Genomic DNA, 20,546 nt, shown 5'->3' on the forward strand with positions numbered 1-20,546 from the left:
GAAAGCAGAAGGGCTCCGTTCGGAGCCCTTCCTGTTTGACTGTATCACCATGGAAAGGGGTTATGGTTATGTCTGGGTATATGAGGGACTTGCTGCGTCTGTCCGTCGGCGTCCGCCGGTTTCTTATGACCGAAGCTATGTATGGCATCGGCATCGGTATGTATTCGCTAGTTCTTAATTTACATTTATTGTCCAAAGGAATGAAGGAGGATGAAATCGGACTGCTCATGTCCATAGGCATACTGATCATGGGGGCATTGGCTATTCCTGTATCCATATCAGCAAACCGTATAGGACGTAAAAAGCTGCTGGTATCTGGCATCCTGTTTATAGCAGCAGGGAGTGCACTCTATGCGATAGGTAATCGTTCCAGTATATTCTATTTGGCTCAAGCTTTGGTCTCGATCGGGCTTACTCTTGTAGAGACGACTGAGGTACAGTTGCTATTCCACTATTGTGCCTCGCGCAAGGAAGAAGCAAGTGCCTTCTCCCTGATGTTTGCCGTGTTTACGGCATTTACAGGGGCAGGAACCCTGGCTGCCGGATATCTGCCGAATTTGGCTGATAGCGGGGAAGGATATGGGCTTACGCTGCTGCTTGCTGCACTGGTTTTCGTTGTTCACAGTATGATTAGAGGACTCTGGCTTCCCTCTGAGGGGAGGGAAAACGAAACGGTTAGAACGTCTGAAGTTCTGGAAGTGAACCGTGAAGTTTCTAGCTTGAGGAAGAAGCTGCCTTCCGGCACACTCTGGCTGTTCTCGGTATTCATGGCCCTGCTCGGAGGAGCGATAGCCATCACGGGGTCATTTCTTAATGTAATTGTGAAGTATAGACTGAACTGGATGGATGATAAAGTGTCAATTCTGCTGGCGGTAAGCGGAGCTGTTTTGTTTGCAGCTTCTTTAATGACGCCTTATGTATTAGAGCGTTTTGGCCACAATGTGGCCATCGTATCTGTCTTTTTGGTTAACATACTCGTGTTCGCCTCTTTATCCTGGGCTATGCCGGTCTGGATGTTCACAATTGTGTTTCTGGTTCGCGGGGGAGGGCTTACGATGCTGTCTAATCTGCTGGACAGTCAGTTGATGTCTGCCTTTAAGGAGCGGGAGAGGAATCTCTACGCAGGGATGAGATCCGTGTTTCGGAGCCTCGGATCATCCGGCGCCGCTCTGCTTACCGGATGGATTTTGATTGGACAGGATTATGAAATCCCCTTTTTTCTGACATCTGTAGTATTGCTACTCTGTCTAGTTTATTACATCTGGTTCATACGCCCAATTCTGGATAAAAGGCTGAAAGAATAATTTAATCTGAACAGCAGCATGCATAAATATATAAGGGGCTGTCTAAAACCCATATAAAATGGATATAGGACGCCCCTTTGCTTAAATCCATCCAAAGAAGAATTTATATCTTATGGGCTTGTTGTTTCTTTGTGCCCACTCCTTAATTTCGTTCATGCCATTAACCGTATTCTCTTTTTTAAAAGTAAAGTACAGCTGTATTGGAACTAACTTTTTATCAACAGTCTTAAATCCAATTCGTTCACCATCGATAAATACTGAGCTTATTTCATCCGCATCGTATCTTTTCTTATTTAAAGAAACAATATAATTGTCGCCAATTGTAATACTCTTAGAACTAATCCATCGATAAAGTACAAATATGATAATAATGAAGATAAAGATGAACCATATTCTTGGAAAGAAGAATAGAAATTCAGATGTGCGGCTAGTACTATTATACATAGTAATTATCAAGGAAACTTCAAAAAAACACATTGCAATTAATGTTTTCATTACGTTTGGATATTTGATTGAAAAAGATGTTTGATGAAATCCCAAGTCGCTCCATCCTTTCTCCTGTAATTCAAATTCTATACAGTTATTATCCTCATTAATTTTACCATATATTGAGATCTCGATGCTTGATCAAGTTCCTATACTGCTCTATTAGTGAAGACGTAGGGCCCCTTATCAGGAGTATCCATTGAATTACATAGCTTTGCAAGTTATACTTTGATGAGAAATACGGACCCGCTTATCATTTAACAGATCCGTCCTTTATAAGGTATGGATCTTATTTTTCGTATGAATATATTCATTCAGATATGGAGGCGCGACATTGCAGCTAATCAATCAATCCGAAATACAAGAGAGGATCGACCTGCTTAAAGATCAGGATCTGTATATCCATCTTGAGATGACAACGGGAGCATACGCTGCCCATTTCGATAGTTCTAAACATCCGGCGGCTACTTTCATTACTAATGCTGTGATCCGATATTCCCATGGTTCGATTTCCGGCAATGGACCTTATCGGGTCGGCTTAAAAATGTCACAGGGCTGGGTGTACTCGGAAGGATTAACTCACTATGAAGAGAGTGAGACAGAAAGATTGATTCTGGCCGGGCATGACAGTCAAGGCAAACTGGTCGTATCTTTACAATTAAGCCGGGAGCCGTTCTAATGGTAGAGGAGATGAGGAGTTCAGTGGAAAGACATATTCTAGTTATATTACCGCATCCGGATGACGAAGCCTTCGGTATCTCTGGAACGCTTGCTAAGCATGTGCAAAATGGCACCCAAGTCACCTACGCTTGTCTGACACTTGGAGAGATGGGCCGGAATATGGGCGTTCCGCCATTTGCAAACCGGGTAACCCTCCCACAGATACGTAAGAAGGAGCTGGAAGAATCCTGCCGAGCGATTGGAATACAGGATTTGAGAATGCTTGGTTTCCACGATAAGACGATTGAATTTGAGGATCAAGCGCTGCTAGATAGCCACATTGATGCGCTTCTGAAGGAGCTTAATCCCTCACTGATCCTTACATTCTATCCGGGGTACAGCGTTCATCCTGATCATGATGCGACCGGAGCTGCGGTGGCTCGAACCGTTGGAAGACTGCCTAAGGCAGAAAGACCACCTGTGCACTGCATAGCTTTTGCCAATAATATTGAAGAGATTGGAAAGCCTCAGGTCACCATTGATGTGAAAGATTTCCTGAAGCAAAAGATGGCGTCCATTCAGGCGCATAAATCCCAATTCCAAGCCGCTGAACTGTTAGGCAGCAAAACGCTAGAGGATAAAGAAATCCAAGATCGTTTTGGAACAGAGCATTTCTGGATCTATCCATTTGAATGATATTAAGTCCGGGCATAAACGCTCGGGCTTTTTCTTTGGGACCCACTGCTGTGGGCATGCTTTATTTTTCTAATATAAGGCATGAATAGCTGTGTCTTTTTCGAATATATGGTAAGGTTTAGGAGGTCGATTAACCAAACCGGTTTCGTTAGGCCAGGAGGTGTATTCGTTTGAAAAAATCATATTTCAATCTCCTTTGTGGAATAGTCATTCTTTTGCTGGTATTCACTGCATGCAGTAAGGAAAGACCCAAGTATGCAGAGCTTTTCACACATGTGGAAGAGCATCGGGCTGTGTTCATGCAGCCGCGTGAAGAAGGGCTTGCTGCTTTGCAAATTGCGGATACTGTGGGTGAATACGATACAACCTTGGGTACAATTATGCAGGATGATATCTTATCCGTGAATCAAAAGGAATTTATACAGCAGATTGTGGTAGATGTTAAGACCAATAAAATCATTGGTTATCGGGTAGGAACCGTTTTTCCCAGATCGGAAAGCGGCTATCAAAATGCGAGAGAACTGGTGCGCGCTTTTCTGGAGCATTACAAACCTGTGGAAGATGAAGAGGCTGAAAAAGTCGAGAAATCAGTCCAAACGATTGACAGGATGGCTCTTCCGCTAAAGCCATTAACAGGCTCTATCGAAGAATCATGGTCATACGGCAAGGACGAGGATAAATTGTATATAACCTATAGGATGTCGAACAGTTTTCAAGGTGATGATGAATTGCCTTTGAACTTTTATTTCAGCAATGAGAGGGAGTAAGGAACGAAGAGATAAGATGTGATTTACAAAAAAATACACAAGGACTATTATATTTCTATAGGTAATTATATCCTTTTTTTCCTAAACAATTGTTCGGACTAAATAACTGGAGGATCAAATGAAAAAGCACGACAAAATCATTTCCTTCATCTTCATACTTGTTATGATGGTGACGGCTATTTACTGGGCCATTTCGACTCAGAGCTGGACCATGCTGGGCACCCTCGCTTCTGTGGTCTGTTTCGGGCTTTTTGCGCTATTGGGGCTCCGCACTATACCTGTATTGACGGATTTTCTTTTGACGAATCCAGTACCTGAAGTGGCTTGGAAGAGTAAGGAGCAGGATAGAAGACAGGCGTGGCTTTATATTATTGGATGGATATTGGCGAGTCGTATCCTGCTTATGCTCATCGGTTATGCATTTTTGATTATACAGAATGGTTATTCAGGCGGCCTGTTTAGCAAAATCGCCGAGACTTGGCATATTTCTGGGATCGATGCTTCAAGTTATCTGGGGATTGCCGAGAACTGGTACGTGACAGAGGGAGATCCAAAGTTCCATATTGTGTTTTTTCCTTTTCTCCCAAATTTAATTAAAGTAGTTCAGGTATTCGTAGGCAATTATCTTGTCGCTGGATTCATCGTTTCCAATATCTCATCGATTGTCGCTGCATTGGTTGCTTATGAACTGGCAGCATTAGACATGCATCGAAAGAATGCCATGCGAGTTGTGAAGTATATTTTTATATTCCCTGCCGCGTTCTTTTTCTTCATTCCGATGACCGAATCTTTATTTCTAGCCCTATCGTTGATGTGTTTATATTTTGTGAGAAAAAAGGAATGGCTGATCGGGTGCTTATGCGGTGCACTTGCAGCATACACACGTTCTCCCGGAGTGCTTCTGATTGTACCGGTTGCGATTGAATTTGGACGGGATCTGATGGGCAACTATAAGCGATTAAGTAACAAAGCCTTTATACATAGAATCATCAGCGCCGTCAGTTTTCTCGCTATCATATCAATGGGCTTGCTGGCCTATCTGTTTATTAATTATCATGTGACGGGAAATGCGTTTCAGTTCAGTATTTATCAGAGAGAGCATTGGTCTCAGCGGTTTTATCTCTTTTTTGATACGGTAAGATATCAGATAGAATATGCTGTGGGCACCTTTAAGAGTGGAGATAGTCGTTCTTTTCTCGGCTTATGGCTGCCCAATTTAATCGCTATATTCTCAGCACTTATTATCATGTTCTTGGGTGCAAAAAAGATACGACCTTCATACACCGCTTATTTCATCGTGTATTTTGCGTTCGTAGTGGGAGCTACCTGGCTGCTGTCAGCCCCGCGGTATTTGCTTGTTGCATTTCCACTAGCTTTTGCTGCTGTTGCGCTCACTGAAGAAAAATCAAAGGATGCTATCCTTACTGTAGTTTCTGTTGTGGGGAGTCTTTTGTATTTAGCGATGTTTGTGGCAGGATATCCAGTGTATTGAGGACCCTTTCATTTTTTTATATTATAAGATAAAATGATTGAAACTGGTTTCAAAAACTGTCCCTATCTGGAGTGAGTGTAGAAATGGCAAATATTTTAGATGTGGCGCGTCTAGCAGGAGTGTCTAAGACGACCGTATCCCGAGTAATAAATAACTATCCTCATATTTCAGCAGATAAAAGAGAATTGGTATTAAAAGCAATGGAAGAGCTTGAGTATACCCCGAATCTCTCAGCAAGAAGATTAAGAGGACAAGTGACAACAACGATAGCTGTCGTAGTTCCTAGAATTGTGAATCCTTTTTTCTCCTATTTAGTTGATTCCATAGAGAAGGTTGGTTACAGAAACGGCTACCAAACCTTGATCTGTCAGACTAATGAGGATAAGGAGAGAGAGTTAACCTATTTAAATTTGTTGAAGACCAAACAAGCGGACGGCATCATCATGGCATCCATTGAGAATGATTGGAAAGTCATTGAACCGTATACTGAATTTGGGCCTATTGTGTTATGTAATGAATATGTGAGTCATGCAAAAATTCCGATGATTCGGCTGGATCAATTTAAAGGTACATACTTAGGAATCAAGCACCTAATTGAAAGAGGTCACCGTAAAATTGCTTACTGTACGGGAGGTCTGTTTACCGAGGTCGGGAAAGATAAAGACCGTAACCTAGGTTATCAAAAAGCATTGGAAGAGGCCGGGATTCAAGTGAATCCTAACTGGATTTTGGTCAACCAGCATACCATTGAAGATGGGAAAAGAGTAATGAAACTCTTGCTTGAAATGAAGGATCGTCCAACCGCTGTGTTTACAGGCAGTGATGAAATTGCTGGTGGCTTGATGATGGCTGCGAAAAAGGAAGGGTTAAGTATCCCGCGAGATCTGGCGATCATTGGTTTCGATGACCAGCCCCTCGCTGAAATGTTGGATCCCGCATTAACGACTATACGGCAGCCTATAGAGCAGATGGGGCGTAAGGCAGGGGAAGTTCTTATGGAGATGCTGGATGATTCCAATGTAGAGTCAGTTACTTATGAGCTTCCGGTTGAACTGGTAGTCCGAGAATCTACTTAACACTGATAAGCGAATTTGCAATGCAGACTCGCTTTTTATTTATCTTTTTTGGTATCGATACCACTTGTATATGATCAATAATTAACTGGAATAACCTTGTTTATCAGTGGTTGTTCTGAATAATTTATAAACTTAGCTTTAAATTATATTGAAACCGATACCAAGTGATGTTACAATACAGGCAAGAAAGCTTTCTAGGATATAAAGCAGCTAAATGAATGAAGGGATTTTTGAATTAATGAAAACGGTATCAATCTGATGTTCAGACTTTTATAGGGGTCTAGCATATAAAAAAAGCACAAAATGGAGGGGTTTTGTTTGAAAAAGATATCTGTTTTATTATTTGTTCTTTTGCTTGCTGTTTCATTGACAGCTTGTGGTGGATCCGACGGAGCGGGATCAAGTCCGGCAGCGAACTCGAAGGATGAACAAGTCAGCATAATTATTACGAACGGAAAAGGTGAAATCGCTTCCCAATGGGAACAAGCAGCTAAAGATTTCATGGCAGCGAATCCGAATATCAAGGTTGAGGCTGTCTCTGGAGCTGTTGGTGATACCGTTAACTTGCTGGATAAACTTACGGCATCCGGTAAAACGGTAACTATGGCGATGATGTCCCCCGATTCCATTGTGAACAAATATAAGGATTTCGGTATAGATCTTTCAGGTGAGAAATGGAATGAAGAAACGGTTTATGGCGTTAAAGACGCAGAGGGGAAAATTGCCGGCTTTCCATTCTCAATAGAAGGCTTCGGTCTCGTATATAACAAGAGTGTACTTGATAAGGCCGTTGGCGGCACTTTCGATCCGCATTCTATTAATACCCGTGACAAACTAAAAGAATTATTAGATCAAATTAAAGCTTCCGGTGTGAAATATCCGGTTGCCTATCAAACCGAAAACTGGTCTGTAGCGAACCATTACAGTACACAGTTTGTGAATCAGGCAGAAGATCCAAACACAATTGTAGATCAACTAAAAGCGGGAACATTCGATTTAGCAAGTAATGATATTTGGAATGGTTACTACGATACGATGGATCTACTGGTATCGAAAGAATATAACAAATATGGTGAACGTCCACTGGGCAAGTACTATGACGATGCGCATGTAAGTGTGGGTAAAGGGGAGTCAGCTATTCTGTTTAACGGAAACTGGGCCTATGATTCATTGCAAGCCGTTAGTGGAGAATCCTTCGGATTTATACCTGTTCCGGTAGATAACAATCCAGACAATCCACTTAACAATAAGATTGCGGCAGGTCCAACTAATATCCTGGTCATTAATAAAGCGGCAACGCCGACTGAGCAAGAAGCAGCTAAGAAGTTCCTGAATTGGCTCGTATACGATGAAAAAGGTCAAGATTTTCTGGTGAATCAGTCACAAGTGGTCTCCGCTTTTAAGAACAACACTTTGAAAGTTAATAATCCACTCGGATCAGCGATTGCGGATGCTGTGGTAGCCGGCAATACGATGCCGTTCAGTTCAAACTATGTGAAGGTGGAAGATTGGGGTAACATTCTTGCACCGGATATTCAGAAATATATCGCTCAAAAAGAATCCCGTGCCGATCTTGCCAAAGCTATTGAAACCTATTACAAAAGCCAAAAGTAATTAATCATTTGCTGAATTGGGGAAGCGGGTTGGGTTCACTCTCGCCTGTTTCCTCCTTAAAGCAATTAGGGGTGTGCTAAACGTATGATATCAGAAAAACGTCTGATCAAACGAATGGGCAACCAGTTATTTTTCACCGGTCCCACGATCATTTTCTTTACGATTGCAGTACTGATTCCTTTTGCATATGGATTATATCTGACCTTTACCAATATGACCTCTCCATTAAATCCGATAGAGTTCTCAGGTTTAGCTAACTATAAGACAGCATTTACGGATTCCAAGTTTTGGGATTCTCTTTTATTGACCGTTAAGTTTGTTGTGACAACCGTTATTATCATTAATATTCTCGGTTTTATATTGGCTTATTTAGTGACTTCCGGAGTGAAGATGCAAAATTTCTTTCGAACCTCTCTGTTCACACCGAATTTGATTGGCGGCTTGATTTTGGGTTACATCTGGCAGTTTATATTCGTGCAAACTATGCCTTCTATTGGTGAGAAGTTCGGGATAGAGTGGCTGCGTTTAGGGTGGCTAGGGGATGAACATTTGGCTTTCTGGGCCATTGTTATCGTGTCGATCTGGCAATCTGCGGGCTATATGATGATCATCTTTGTGGCTGGTTTAGTTAATGTGCCAAAGGATGTAGTGGAAGCAGCCACGATTGATGGCGCCAATGGATGGCAACGGTTGAGAAAAGTTACTTTACCGCTGATGGTCCCTTCCTTTGTAGTTACCATCTTTTTAACGCTGAAGAATGCCTTTATGGTTTACGACGTTAACTATTCTCTAACAGCAGGCGGACCCTATGATAGTACAACCATGGTATCGATGCATGTGGTGAAAAAGGCTTTTATCGAAAATAATTATGGTGTGGGTCAAGCGGAAGCCTTTGTGCTGTTTGCTATCGTTGCAATTGTTACGGGTCTGCAGGTTTATTTCAGTAAGAAATTGGAGGTTGCTGCATGATGAATGCTAGACGAAAAACTTCCGTGATTCTGACGTATTTATTTTTGGTTATGTTTTTCATCATTTTTGTTTTTCCGTTCTTTCTTATGATCGTCAATTCCTTCAAGAGTAATGGTCAAATTCTCGAAAGCCCTTTTTCACTGCCGACCAGCTTAAACTTTGGGCATTTTGCTGAAGTCATTGATAAAATGAATTTTTTTGTTTCCTTTAGAAATACAGTCGTAGTCACCTTCTTCAGTGTCCTGTTCATTGGTGTTTTTGCAGCAATGACCGCCTATTACATGGTGAGACATTCGACTAAATTTAATAATGGTTTTTTTGCTCTAATGGTGGCTTCCATGATTATTCCGTTTCAGTCCATTATGATTCCCCTGATTTATATCTACGGGGCAAAGCTTCATTGGATCGACGCAGCGCCTATTCCATTATTGATTATTCTCTACATCGGCTTCGGAAGTGCGTTATCGGTATTTATGTACCATGGTTTTGTGAAGTCGATTCCATATGAATTGGAAGAAGCGTCACTGCTCGATGGATGTAATCGTAGACAGACATTCTTCAAGATTGTACTGCCTATGTTAGCTCCAACATCGGTGACCATTGCGATTCTGAATGTGTTATGGATTTGGAATGATTATCTGCTGCCTTCACTGGTGTTGACTAAGGATAACCATTTTACTATGCCTATTAAGATGAAGGTGTTTAACGGAACGTATATGAATAACTGGGAGCTGTTGATACCGGCACTTCTGTTAACGATCCTGCCGATTCTTATTGCTTATTTGTTCGGTCAACGTTACATCATAAGAGGCGTCAGCCAAGGCGCTATTAAATAAGATAAAGAAAGCCCCAGACTCGGGTGCTGGAGGAAGTGTGGAGTTATGGAGACTAGAAACAGCAACTGGTGGAAAGAAAGTGTAGTTTATCAAATTTATCCCCGGAGTTTTCAGGATTCAAATGGAGATGGAGTAGGAGATTTGCGTGGAATCATCAACCGACTCGGGTATTTAAGGGATTTGGGAATCAATGTTATTTGGTTGTGTCCGGTCTACGATTCACCTAATGATGACAATGGGTATGACATTCGGGATTTCTATAAAATTCAGGATGAGTTTGGAAGTATGGAAGATATGCTCGAATTGATCGCACAAGCGGAAGCGTACGGAATCCGTATGATCATGGATCTGGTAGCGAATCATACCTCGGATGAACATGCTTGGTTTATGGAGTCAAGAAGTTCTAAGGACAATCCTAAGCGTGACTGGTATATATGGAAGCCGGGAAACGATGGTCAGGAGCCTACCAACTGGGAATCGAATTTTGGAGGTTCAGCTTGGGAATATGACGAGACCTCAGAGGAATACTATTTACATTGTTTCTCTAAGAAACAACCGGATCTCAATTGGGAGAATCCCGAAGTTCGCCAAAGCATCTTTTCCATGATGGATTGGTGGATTGACAGGGGAATAGCCGGATTTCGCATTGATGCGATCACATTTATTAAAAAGAATCAGCAATTTCCGCACCTTAAGTCTGAAGACGACCGCCGCTATGTTCCTCTGGCTGAAGCTTGTTTGAATCAATCCGGAATTTTGGATTTTCTTCACGAGATGAAACAGGAGGTTCTTGAACCTCGCAATGTGATGACGGTTGCGGAAGCTCCTGGGGTTCCGATAGAGCAAATTCATGAATATGTAGATGAGCAGAACGGCGTCTTTAATATGATATTTCAATTTGATCATGTAGATCTGGATGCCAAGCCAATGGCTAAAGGAATCTATCATCCTTGGAAGCTGACTGAATTTAAGCACGCAGTATCTAAATGGCAGCTTGAGACAGCCAATAAGGGCTGGATGGCACTTTTTATGGAGAATCATGATCATGTACGTTCGGTTTCAAAATTCGGTAACGACGGGATATACCATAAAGACTCAGCTAAAATGCTGGCTGCCTATTATTTCTTCATGCGAGGAACACCTTTTATTTATCAAGGACAAGAGATTGGAATGACCAATTATTTCATGGCTTCAATTGAAGAGTATAGAGATATTGAGAGCTTAAATTATCACCGTAATGAAACTGCACGGGGTAGGTCTGAGGCAGATATCCTGAACTATTTAGCGATCAGAAGCAGGGATCAGGGCCGCACACCGATGCAATGGAGTTCAGAACCTATGGCCGGATTTACGAATGGGGAGCCATGGATTAATGTGAATCCGAATTACTCATCGATTAATGTGGAGGACGAGCTACAAGACGATAATTCTATCCTTCATTTTTATCGGGAATTAATCAAGCTGAGACGGGACAATAAAGCGTTAATTTATGGTGATTATCATGAGATTTATGTGGACTCGAATGAGCTAGGCGGATATGTTCGAACTTACGGGAATGAGTGTTGGACGGTAATCTGTAATTTTACGGATCAAACCATTCCGTTAACTGATCCTCTTGCAGGCCATGTTGTACTGTCTAACCTTAATAATCATGATAAGGGTCTGTTGAGGCCTTATGAGGCATTGATCTGCAAAGGGGAAAAGAGTGCAGATGCAGCCGAAATCTAAATAGGGGGATTTATGATGCAAATTAAGAATGAAGCTATGTTGATTACCTATGCAGATAGCCTCGGGCGTAATTTAAAAGAATTAAACGAAATATTAGATAAGCATCTGCGAGGCGTCGTTGGAGGTGTTCATTTACTACCGTTTTATCCTTCTTCGGGTGACAGAGGATTTGCACCAATGGATTATACCAAGGTTGATCCGGCATTTGGCAATTGGGCGGACGTCGAAGCCATGAGTAAGGATTTTTATATGATGTTTGATTTTATGATTAATCATATCTCAAGACAATCTCCTTATTTTCAGGACTTTCTTGAGAAAAAGGATGAATCAGAATATGCGGATCTGTTTATCCGGTACAAGGATTTTTGGCCGAACGGGGAGCCCACTCAGGAAGATGTGGATTTAATCTATAAGCGTAAACCACGCGCTCCATACGTAGAGGTTACCTTTAAGGATGGTAGCATGGAAAAAGTATGGTGTACCTTTGATGAAGAGCAGATTGATCTGGATGTGACTACAGAAACGACGCGGAAATTCATAACGGACAATCTAACGTTTTTGGCTGAAAAAGGAGCTTCGATTATTCGACTAGATGCTTTCGCATATGCTAACAAAAAAATCGGTACGAATTGTTTCTTTGTTGAGCCGGATATTTGGGAGATGCTGAATCACTCTGAGCAGACCGTTGCCCCTTACGGAGTGACCGTTTTGCCGGAAATTCATGAGCATTATAGCATCCAGTTAAAAATTGCAGAACAGGATTACTATGTATATGATTTTGCGTTACCAATGTTGGTGCTGCATGCTTTATTTAGTGGGAAAGTAAACCGGTTGGTGCATTGGCTGGAGATTTGCCCGAGAAAACAGTTTACAACACTAGACACGCATGATGGTATTGGTGTGGTGGATGTAAAGGATCTTTTGAGTGATGAAGAAGCAGAAATGACAAGAGAAAGCCTTTATAGCCAAGGCGCTAATGTCAAAAAAATATACAGCACCGAAGCGTATAACAACCTTGATATTTACCAAATCAACTGTACTTATTATTCAGCACTTGGTAATGATGATCAGGCTTACCTGCTGGCGAGAGCCATCCAATGCTTTGCACCGGGTATACCGCAGATCTATTATGTGGGGTTACTGGCTGGAGTGAATGATATAGAGCTTCTGGAGAAGACCAAAGAAGGACGGAATATTAATCGGCATTATTATACTCAAGAAGAGATAGATGTTGAGGTTGAGCGCCCAGTCGTGCAGAAGCTCTTTAATATCTTGAAATTCAGAAATAGTAATCCAGCCTTTGATGGAGATATACAGATTGAACAGTTGGATGAGAATAATGTGGTGATAGCTTGGAAAAATCTGTTGAACGAAGCGAAATTGGAAGCGAATCTGTTAACCAAGGCATTTACGATTTCACAAAAAGAAAAGTTAGCGGATTGGGAAAGGGTTGTATTATAAGGTAGTATCCAGTGTATTGATGAATCATGTTAAAATAGGGGGAACGCTTAAACGCGTTCTCCTTTTTTTGCGAATAACCTTATAGAAACGATGGTGGGTATGAAGATTGAGTACGACAATCAGGTGATCGAGTTTAATGTTCAATATGGAAACGGCAAGAAAATCTCCATTCATATAGATTCTTCAGGGCGTATAACGCTCAAAGCTCCCAAGAAAACAAGTGAAGAGACGATTAAAAGCGTGGTTGAGCGCAATGGGGAATTGATAGTGGAGAAGCTGCGGAGCATTGAAGCGAACCGAGAAACACCAAAGCTCAAAGAGTATGAAGACGAGGGTAAATTCCTGTATTTAGGCAAATATTATTCGCTGCATGAGTTAATAGAGACAGGGGATTTAAATGAGGAAGAGCTTAAGCTTAAGCTGAAGAAATTCTATTTCGCTAGCTGTAAGAAGATTGTAGGCGAACGGATCCCTAAATATCAGACACAGCTTAGAGTAAAGCCTAAGACGATTGACATTGTTGAGTCTGTAACCAAGTGGGGAAGCTGCAGCTCGGATAAAAAGCTAACCTTTAACTATCGCTTAGCGATGGCTCCAGTGGAGGTTATCGATTATGTAATCATCCATGAGCTGTGTCATTTACTTCATATGAATCATGACCGCTCTTTTTGGCGAAAGGTTGGAAGCCTCATGCCGGATTATAAGGAGAAGGAAGAGTATTTAGCTAGATATGGGCGTGCTATGACGCTGTAATAAATTAGCATTGATTCATGATTTCATACAACCAAAAGGATGTCCCTAATGAAGGGAAATCCTTTTTTAGTTGTTTAATGGTTTCCAAAGGGAGTTAAAGGGTTCGAACGCTATCTCTTTTTATTAGCTCGCTAGGAAGCATGACATGATGAATAGCTTGTTGTTTCTCTAGTAGATCTATGAGGATCTGAGCAGCGTTGGTTCCTAACTCGTATTTATGTTGGTTCACTGTAGTCAAAGCGGGTGTGCAATACGCTGTCAGATCAATATTATCGTAACCTATAATTGAAATATCCTCGGGCACCGATTTTTCGGCTTCCTTCACACCCTGCATAGCTCCGAGCGCCATCAAATCACTTGCACAAAAAATAGCAGTGACCTCAGGATGGCTGGACATTATTTGCTGAGCGGCTTCTTTTCCTCCTTGTTCGGAAAATAATCCATTAAAAACGAGGGATTCGTCAAAAGGAATACTGTAATTCTCAAGGGCGAGACGGTAACCCTCTAATCGAAGAAGTGCTACATCTGCTTGGGTATGTCCGTTAATCATAGCAATATGGCGATGCCCTGACTCTAGCAGATGAGTTACTGCTTGAAGCGCCCCTTTTGTATTATCAGAGGTGACATAACCGACATTTGGCCCTTCAAGTGTAATATCAATGAGCACGCAAGGAATATCAGAGGATACGATTTCCTTGAGATAGGGATCATCCAGTCGAATCCCCATAATAATGACACCATCTACACCTCTTTCTTGGCATAATGTCTTATAGGATTTCACTCTTTGCTTTTGCGGGGTTGTGCTGAAGAGTACAAGGTCATAATCCAGCTCTCCTGAACGATCATTGATCCCGCATAATACTTCAAAGGCTATATTGTCTTTGGAGCTATCTCTTGTAACATTGGAGAGTAGGAGACCCAGCGTTTTTGTTTTTTTGGATATAAGCGATCTGGCAGCCATGTTAGGGCTATAGCCTAATTGGTCTGCAATAGTTCGGATCTTGAGCCTAGTACCTTCGTTAACATCGTCATAACCATTTAAGGCCCGGGAGACGGTAGTTACGGATACGCTGGCGGCTTTGGCAATATCTTTTATAGTAACCATTACGATACCTCCTTCATATTTAGGGACAATAAGGCAATATGTAGTATTTAAATATTAAAAAATAAAATATAAAAAGCATCTTGTAAATGCTTTCATCATGATTTATAATTCGATTATACCTTATCCGAAACGTTTTGGTAAGTCTGTGGAGCATTAGATTATCTGAAACATATATTTTTTTGTGCTTTTTCCGAAACGTTTCGGATACACAGCGAAGAAATGAGGGGAAGTTTTGAATTATCGAGTTATTAAAGAAAATGATCTGTTTCTAATGACGGACAAAAGTGGGGACATACCGGACAATGATCAATCGGGTCTAGGTCTCTATACTAGAGATACCCGTTTCTTAAGCCGAATGGAAATCCGAATTAATAATCAGCGACCGATATTGTTATCCTCGGCTGCCGATGAGAATTATATCTCTACCATTCGTCTTACCAATCCTCATATGGAGGAAGACGGTAAATTGATTTTATGGCGTGAGTCTGTAGAGATTGAACGTACCCGCTTTATTTATGAGGGTGCATTATATGAGACCTTCAAGTTAACAAGTTATTATCCAAAAGCCATCCAATTCGATTTCTCTGTGCTGTTAGATGCGGATTTTACAGATATGTTCGTGATTCGTGGGTTTCAGCATGGCAAGCTAGGGAGTAAGACGGGTGAACGAAGTGCTCCAGGTGAAAGAGTGATCAGTTATCTCGGGGCAGATGAGTTACTGAGAGAAACCAAGGTGAAATGGGATACTCAGGAAAGCCGAATAAGCGAGACAGGTGAGGTACATTTCGATGTCGAGCTGAAGCATCAGGAGAGTGTTGAAATCGCTTTCTTTATTGCCCCGATGATAAATGGCAACGAGCCGCTGCAGCATGAACCTAAGGAAGCGATGAATAAGCTCAGAGCATCTTACGCTAGTTGGAATGCTTCATCGACCTCCATCAGCAGTGATATGCCGTTATTTAACAAGCTGTACCATCGAGGGGTTCAAGATTTACGGGTGCTGCTCACAGACCTTGGTTATGGGCAGTTTCCGGTTGCAGGCTTACCTTGGTACTCCGTTCCCTTTGGACGCGACAGCCTGATTGCAGCGCTGCAAATGTTATCTTCGAATCCTCAAATTGCTAAGGGAACCTTACTTACAATGGCTGCCTACCAAGGCCAGAAGGAAGATGAGTGGCGCGATGAGCAGCCAGGCAAAGTGATGCACGAAATCCGGTATGGAGAGTTAGCGGCTACTAACCAAGTTCCGTTCACACCTTATTACGGCACAATCGATGCAACACCGCTGTTTCTGCTGCTTACCGCTGAGTATTACCACTGGACAGGAGATCTTGATTTTGTTAGCTCGTTAATGCCGCATCTCAACGCTGCATTGAATTGGATTAAAGAATATGGCGATTATGATAAAGATTCCTTTGTGGAGTATTATCAGAAGTCATCCAAGGGAATTGCCAATCAAGGGTGGAAGGATTCTGCGGATTCCGTCATTCATAGTAATGGTGATTATGCGGAGGCCCCAATCGCGCTAGTAGAGGTTCAAGGTTATGTGTATCAGGCGCTGACTCGACTTGCTCCTATCTTCAAAAGCCTAGGTCACGAAGAACAGGCAGAGGTTATGGAAAAAGATGCAGCTCAGCTGCGAACCCGTTTCGAGGAAGACTTCTGGATGAATGATGAGCAATTTTATGCAATCGCCCTGGATAAGGATAAGAAACGGGTAGACTCCGTTACTTCGAATGCAGGACATATTCTAATGTCAGGAATCGCCTCGCCAGAGCGGGCAAAAGCAGTTGCGGCAAGACTGGTAGCCCCTGATCTCTTCGGAGGATACGGTATTCGGACCATGAGTACTGCGGCTACAGGTTACAATCCGATGAGCTACCATGACGGAAGTGTATGGCCACATGATAACTCACTCTGTTTGCTTGGCCTTAGTCAGTCCGGGTTCACAGAGGAAGCAATCACCGTTATGCAAGGATTACTGAACGCAGCTGACCAATTTGAATATTACAGATTGCCTGAATTGTATTGTGGTTACAGTGACCAGCTCGGTGCTCCGGTTCCTTATCCGGTAGCCTGTTCTCCGCAAGCATGGGCGGCTGGAACACCATTGACCTTCGTGCAAGCACTGCTTGGTCTTCAACCGAATGCCCTAACCCGGCAAATTACGATCAAGCCTGCACTTCTAAACGGTATGAATGACTTAAAGGTGGAGCAATTACAGATTGGCAATGGCACGCTCAGCCTGCGAGTTAGTCGTGTGGATAACGAGCCGAAGCTGGAGATTTTGTCTAACCAGACTGGCTATGAATTGGTGATTCTATAGGCAATACGTAATTTTTTTATATAAAAAGCCTGACAATACTAAGGAGGTTGTATTGAAAATGAGAAAATCGGGGTTAATAATTCTATCTTTGATGCTGGTTTCTGGACTAATGTTGACCGCATGTGGTGGCAACAAAACAAACAGTAACGCAGGAACGGCTGCAACAAACAATAGCACAGATAAAGAAACAGCAGCACCGACAACGGATGAGCCGGTTACGATTACACTTGCAGGCTGGGGAGCGAGTCCAGAAGAGCAGGACCTGTTAAATCAGACGCTGAAGGAGTTCGAAGCTAAATATCCGAATGTGAAAGTAAATTACGAAGTTATTGCCGATCAATACATGGATGTTATCAAGACTAGACTCATAGGTGGAGAAGGCCCGGATGTCTTCTACCTGGACGCATTTGAGGCGCCTGGTCTCATTGAAGCTAATGTGCTGGAGCCATTGGACAGCTATGTGACACCTGAGTTTGATGTTGCAGATTTTGAACAGCCAATGGTCGATGCTTTTAAGAAAGATGATGTATCTTACGGATTCCCTAAGGATTTCTCTACGCTCGCTATGTTCTACAATAAAAAGGATTTTGCCGAAGCGGGAATTACGACGCCTCCAACAACTTGGGATGAACTGAAAGCAGACGCGATCAAGCTGACTAAAAAAGAAGGAGATAAAATCACTCGTTATGGCTTCGGCGTTGCGCCTGAGCTTGCACGTCAGATGTTCATGATCCAAGCGTTCGGTGGAAAAGTTTCTGACGAAGAAGGCAAAGCAACCTTCGCATCTGCGGAAGCACTCCCAGGCTTGCAGCTTGTTGTAGATATGCACAACGTTGATAAATCCTCCGGTGAGCCTAAGGAAGTAGGCGCTGGCTGGGGTGGAGAAATGTTCGGGCAAGGCAAGGCTTCTATCGTATTTGAAGGCAACTGGGCGATTCCATTCCTGGAATCCAACTACAAGGATCTGGATTATGCTACCGCTGAGCTTCCAACGGTGAATGGTACGAAAGGCACAATGGCCTTTACGGTAGCTTATGTAATGAACAAGCAATCGAAGAAGAAAGAAGCGGCTTGGCAGTTAATCTCTTTCTTGACAGGAAAGGATGGAATGAAGACCTGGACCAGCAAAGGGTTCGCACTTCCTACACGGAAATCTGTCGCACAGGAGCTGGGCTACGACAAGGACGAACTGCGTGGAGCAATTGTAGCGGGTGCCTCTTATGCAACACCATGGCAAGCCGCATCTACGCTGCCTACCATCACTAATAACTTCAATAACCAATTTGTAGATACATTTATGGGCAACTCCAAGCTTGAGGATGCCATGAAGAAAGCTGAAGATGTAGCGAATAAGGAAATTGAAGCAGCAAAATAAACGGATTGAAGGGGGAGGGTCTTCGGACCACCCCTTCCTTCTTTCATTCTGAACCGAAAGGAAAAGTGAAGCATGACTCAAGTCTCAACATTTAGAAAGAAGCTAAGAAATAATGTGACGGCCTATCTGTTCCTGCTTCCTACTATTCTTGTACTGGGCACTTTTTTGTTCCTGCCAGTTTTTTATTCGCTCTATTTATCAGGACATAAGGTAAATTTACTTGGTGATGTCAGTTACAAGTGGGTTGGATTCAATAACTTTACACGTATGGCTGGTGACGAGAGAGCTTGGATTGCGCTGAAAAACACGGCATCCTTTGCGCTGTTCGTTGTACCTTTGCAGACTGCATTTGCTATTTTATTAGCCGTTATTTTGAATGCTAAGCTTAGATTTAAAAATTTCTTCCGAATCGTCTTTTTTATGCCGACGGTTACTTCCTCGGCGGTATTGTCACTTATTTTTATGTGGATTTACAATTCAAACGGTCTGCTGAACCGTGTGCTTGAGTTCGTAGGTTTGCATGGCTACAACTGGCTTGGAGATCCGGCGGTCGCTCTTAAGGCGATCATGCTTATGAATATATGGTCTACTGCTCCTTTTTTTATGGTAGTCTTCTTAGCTGCACTGCAGGATATCCCTGATGCATTGTACGAGTCGGCCATGCTGGATGGGGCAGGTGGATTTAGACGTTTTATTTCTATTACGCTTCCGATGATTAAGCCGGCGACCTTCTTCACGGTAGTCATGGGAATCATCGGTACCTTTCAGCTATTCGATCAATCGTATATTTTTTCGGCTGGCTCCGGCGGTCCGAATAACTCCACCTTAACGGTGGCTCTGCTTATCTATCAGTATGCGTTTAAAAATCTCGACTTCGGTTACGCTTCTGCGCTCGCTGTCATGCTGGCTGCGGTCATTATGATCGTAACGCTGATCCAGCGGAAGCTATTCTCCGAAGAGAAGCTGAACTAGGAGGACGATCAGGTGGTAATTAACTATTCCAAAGGGGTTAAGGTGGTTCTGTATTTCCTGTTATTCGCATATGGGTGCGTGACGGTCATACCTTTCCTATGGGCACTATCCTCATCGTTTAAACCGTTAAGCGAGATTGTGTCAGGGAGTATCAACTTTATTCCAAAACAGTTCACTTTCCAGAACTATTACGACATCTTCGTGAAGGAGCCGCTGTTTCTCAGATGGATGTTCAACAGTGCACTCATCGCTGTAGTTTCAACGCTATGCAATACCTTGTTCAACTCTATGGCGGGTTATGCGCTTGCACGTATTGATTTTACAGGCAGCAAGGTTGTGTTTTTTCTAATCCTGGCCGTACAGATGATTCCCGGCCAATTGACTATCGTGCCTGCATATCTGATCATGAAACAGCTTGATTTGTTGAACACTTATGCTGCGCTGACGCTGCCGATGATGGTAAATGCGACGTTCATCTTTATGATGCGGCAATTCTTCCTGAGCTTTCCGAAAGAGCTGGAGGAGGCTGCCGAGATGGATGGTCTAAATAAGTTCGGCACATTTTTCCGCATTGCTCTGCCACTAGCTATCCCCGCATTGGCGGCTCAGACGATCTTTGTATTCATGGGTGCATGGAATGAATTTCTGAAGCCACTGATGTTCATGTCAGACAAGTCGATGTTCACACTTACACTAGGTCTCAATACTTTTAAGGGCCAGTATATTAGCCACTGGAATTATATTATGGCCGCATCAATGGTGTTTACCCTCCCAGCGCTCCTTATTTATGCATTCTTTAACCGCTTCTTTATAAAGGGAATTACGTTTACCGGCAGCAAATAATTTAATTTACAAGAACCGCCACTGATCTTAAATCAGGGCGGTTTTTTGATATGTTCATGAATTTTTACCATTCTATCGATCTT

The 20,546-nt window shown here is 42.6% G+C and carries 18 protein-coding genes; 16 read left to right on the forward strand and 2 right to left on the reverse strand.

Translation table 11 applies throughout. The annotated features are described in order from the left end of the window. Positions 1 to 68 precede the first annotated feature (68 nt). Complete coding sequence (locus MHB64_RS03810) at positions 69 to 1,304, forward strand: MFS transporter (RefSeq protein WP_341133763.1); 1,236 nt, start codon at positions 69 to 71, stop codon at positions 1,302 to 1,304. A gap of 81 nt (positions 1,305 to 1,385) precedes the next feature. Here MHB64_RS03810 and MHB64_RS03815 read toward each other — a convergent pair whose 3' ends face one another. Next, positions 1,386 to 1,844 (reverse strand): hypothetical protein, encoded by a 459-nt coding sequence (locus MHB64_RS03815; RefSeq protein ID WP_341133764.1) that lies wholly within the window; start codon positions 1,842 to 1,844, stop codon positions 1,386 to 1,388. A gap of 280 nt (positions 1,845 to 2,124) precedes the next feature. On the opposite strand from MHB64_RS03815, the gene MHB64_RS03820 reads away from it, so the two are divergent. The 11 genes from MHB64_RS03820 (at position 2,125) to MHB64_RS03870 (ending at position 13,842) form a co-directional block, all read left to right on the forward strand. Further along, positions 2,125 to 2,469 (forward strand): YojF family protein, encoded by a 345-nt coding sequence (locus MHB64_RS03820; protein ID WP_341133765.1) that lies wholly within the window; start codon positions 2,125 to 2,127, stop codon positions 2,467 to 2,469. Positions 2,470 to 2,492: 23 nt separating this feature from the next. Continuing rightward, positions 2,493 to 3,146 (forward strand): bacillithiol biosynthesis deacetylase BshB2, encoded by a 654-nt coding sequence (gene bshB2 / locus MHB64_RS03825; RefSeq protein ID WP_341133766.1) that lies wholly within the window; start codon positions 2,493 to 2,495, stop codon positions 3,144 to 3,146. 170 nt (positions 3,147 to 3,316) lie between these two features. After that, positions 3,317 to 3,913 carry a hypothetical protein gene (locus MHB64_RS03830; RefSeq protein ID WP_341133767.1) on the forward strand — a complete coding sequence of 199 codons (597 nt, stop codon included), beginning with the start codon at positions 3,317 to 3,319 and terminating at the stop codon, positions 3,911 to 3,913. A 118-nt stretch (positions 3,914 to 4,031) separates the two neighbouring features. Continuing rightward, on the forward strand, positions 4,032 to 5,405 hold the full coding sequence (locus MHB64_RS03835; RefSeq protein ID WP_341133768.1) for a hypothetical protein: 1,374 nt from the start codon (positions 4,032 to 4,034) through the stop codon (positions 5,403 to 5,405). An 83-nt stretch (positions 5,406 to 5,488) separates the two neighbouring features. Beyond that, positions 5,489 to 6,481: a LacI family DNA-binding transcriptional regulator gene (locus MHB64_RS03840; protein ID WP_094870013.1), complete on the forward strand. Its 993-nt coding sequence runs from the start codon at positions 5,489 to 5,491 to the stop codon at positions 6,479 to 6,481. Positions 6,482 to 6,799: 318 nt separating this feature from the next. Then, complete coding sequence (locus tag MHB64_RS03845; protein ID WP_341133769.1) at positions 6,800 to 8,095, forward strand: ABC transporter substrate-binding protein; 1,296 nt, start codon at positions 6,800 to 6,802, stop codon at positions 8,093 to 8,095. Positions 8,096 to 8,179: 84 nt separating this feature from the next. After that, entirely contained in the window at positions 8,180 to 9,064 is an 885-nt protein-coding gene (locus tag MHB64_RS03850; protein WP_094876815.1) for a carbohydrate ABC transporter permease, read from the forward strand. Continuing rightward, complete coding sequence (locus tag MHB64_RS03855) at positions 9,064 to 9,900, forward strand: carbohydrate ABC transporter permease (RefSeq protein ID WP_094876838.1); 837 nt, start codon at positions 9,064 to 9,066, stop codon at positions 9,898 to 9,900. Before MHB64_RS03850 ends, MHB64_RS03855 begins: the two co-directional genes overlap by 1 nt. Before the next feature lie 45 nt (positions 9,901 to 9,945). Further along, complete coding sequence (locus MHB64_RS03860; protein WP_341133770.1) at positions 9,946 to 11,628, forward strand: glycoside hydrolase family 13 protein; 1,683 nt, start codon at positions 9,946 to 9,948, stop codon at positions 11,626 to 11,628. Between the two features lie 15 nt (positions 11,629 to 11,643). Beyond that, complete coding sequence (gtfA, locus tag MHB64_RS03865) at positions 11,644 to 13,089, forward strand: sucrose phosphorylase (RefSeq protein ID WP_341133771.1); 1,446 nt, start codon at positions 11,644 to 11,646, stop codon at positions 13,087 to 13,089. A gap of 99 nt (positions 13,090 to 13,188) precedes the next feature. Next, a complete protein-coding gene (locus tag MHB64_RS03870) occupies positions 13,189 to 13,842 on the forward strand; it encodes a M48 family metallopeptidase (RefSeq protein ID WP_341133772.1) in 654 nt (217 codons plus the stop codon). Positions 13,843 to 13,936: 94 nt separating this feature from the next. Here the strand turns inward: MHB64_RS03870 and MHB64_RS03875 are convergent, their stop codons facing one another. Then, positions 13,937 to 14,947, reverse strand: coding sequence for a LacI family DNA-binding transcriptional regulator (locus MHB64_RS03875; protein WP_094870019.1), 1,011 nt, complete (start codon positions 14,945 to 14,947; stop codon positions 13,937 to 13,939). A gap of 232 nt (positions 14,948 to 15,179) precedes the next feature. Between MHB64_RS03875 and MHB64_RS03880 the strand changes: the two genes are divergently transcribed. The 4 genes from MHB64_RS03880 to MHB64_RS03895 all read left to right on the forward strand — a co-directional run bounded on the left by MHB64_RS03880 (position 15,180) and on the right by MHB64_RS03895 (position 20,463). After that, positions 15,180 to 17,273: an amylo-alpha-1,6-glucosidase gene (locus MHB64_RS03880; RefSeq protein WP_341133773.1), complete on the forward strand. Its 2,094-nt coding sequence runs from the start codon at positions 15,180 to 15,182 to the stop codon at positions 17,271 to 17,273. Positions 17,274 to 17,331: 58 nt separating this feature from the next. Next, positions 17,332 to 18,648, forward strand: a complete 1,317-nt coding sequence (locus tag MHB64_RS03885; RefSeq protein ID WP_094870021.1) for an ABC transporter substrate-binding protein — start codon at positions 17,332 to 17,334, stop codon at positions 18,646 to 18,648. A 72-nt stretch (positions 18,649 to 18,720) separates the two neighbouring features. Continuing rightward, entirely contained in the window at positions 18,721 to 19,620 is a 900-nt protein-coding gene (locus MHB64_RS03890) for a carbohydrate ABC transporter permease (protein ID WP_094870022.1), read from the forward strand. 18 nt (positions 19,621 to 19,638) lie between these two features. Next, on the forward strand, positions 19,639 to 20,463 hold the full coding sequence (locus MHB64_RS03895) for a carbohydrate ABC transporter permease (protein WP_042193304.1): 825 nt from the start codon (positions 19,639 to 19,641) through the stop codon (positions 20,461 to 20,463). The last annotated feature ends 83 nt before the right edge of the window (positions 20,464 to 20,546 follow it).

The organism is Paenibacillus sp. FSL K6-2859 (assembly GCF_038008265.1).
Classification (GTDB): domain Bacteria; phylum Bacillota; class Bacilli; order Paenibacillales; family Paenibacillaceae; genus Paenibacillus_AQ; species Paenibacillus_AQ nitricinens.

Excerpts from the sequence above, each read along its gene's own strand:
- MHB64_RS03850 (WP_094876815.1), top strand. The coding sequence starts at position 8,180 with ATGATATCAGAAAAACGTCTGATCAAACGAATGGGCAACCAGTTATTT.
- MHB64_RS03890 (WP_094870022.1), top strand. The coding sequence starts at position 18,721 with ATGACTCAAGTCTCAACATTTAGAAAGAAGCTAAGAAATAATGTGACG.
- MHB64_RS03885 (WP_094870021.1), top strand. The coding sequence starts at position 17,332 with ATGAGAAAATCGGGGTTAATAATTCTATCTTTGATGCTGGTTTCTGGA.
- MHB64_RS03875 (WP_094870019.1), bottom strand. The coding sequence starts at position 14,947 with ATGGTTACTATAAAAGATATTGCCAAAGCCGCCAGCGTATCCGTAACT.
- MHB64_RS03840 (WP_094870013.1), top strand. The coding sequence starts at position 5,489 with ATGGCAAATATTTTAGATGTGGCGCGTCTAGCAGGAGTGTCTAAGACG.
- MHB64_RS03835 (WP_341133768.1), top strand. The coding sequence starts at position 4,032 with ATGAAAAAGCACGACAAAATCATTTCCTTCATCTTCATACTTGTTATG.
- MHB64_RS03870 (WP_341133772.1), top strand. The coding sequence starts at position 13,189 with ATGAAGATTGAGTACGACAATCAGGTGATCGAGTTTAATGTTCAATAT.
- gtfA (WP_341133771.1), top strand. The coding sequence starts at position 11,644 with ATGCAAATTAAGAATGAAGCTATGTTGATTACCTATGCAGATAGCCTC.
- MHB64_RS03855 (WP_094876838.1), top strand. The coding sequence starts at position 9,064 with ATGAATGCTAGACGAAAAACTTCCGTGATTCTGACGTATTTATTTTTG.
- MHB64_RS03810 (WP_341133763.1), top strand. The coding sequence starts at position 69 with ATGTCTGGGTATATGAGGGACTTGCTGCGTCTGTCCGTCGGCGTCCGC.
- MHB64_RS03860 (WP_341133770.1), top strand. The coding sequence starts at position 9,946 with ATGGAGACTAGAAACAGCAACTGGTGGAAAGAAAGTGTAGTTTATCAA.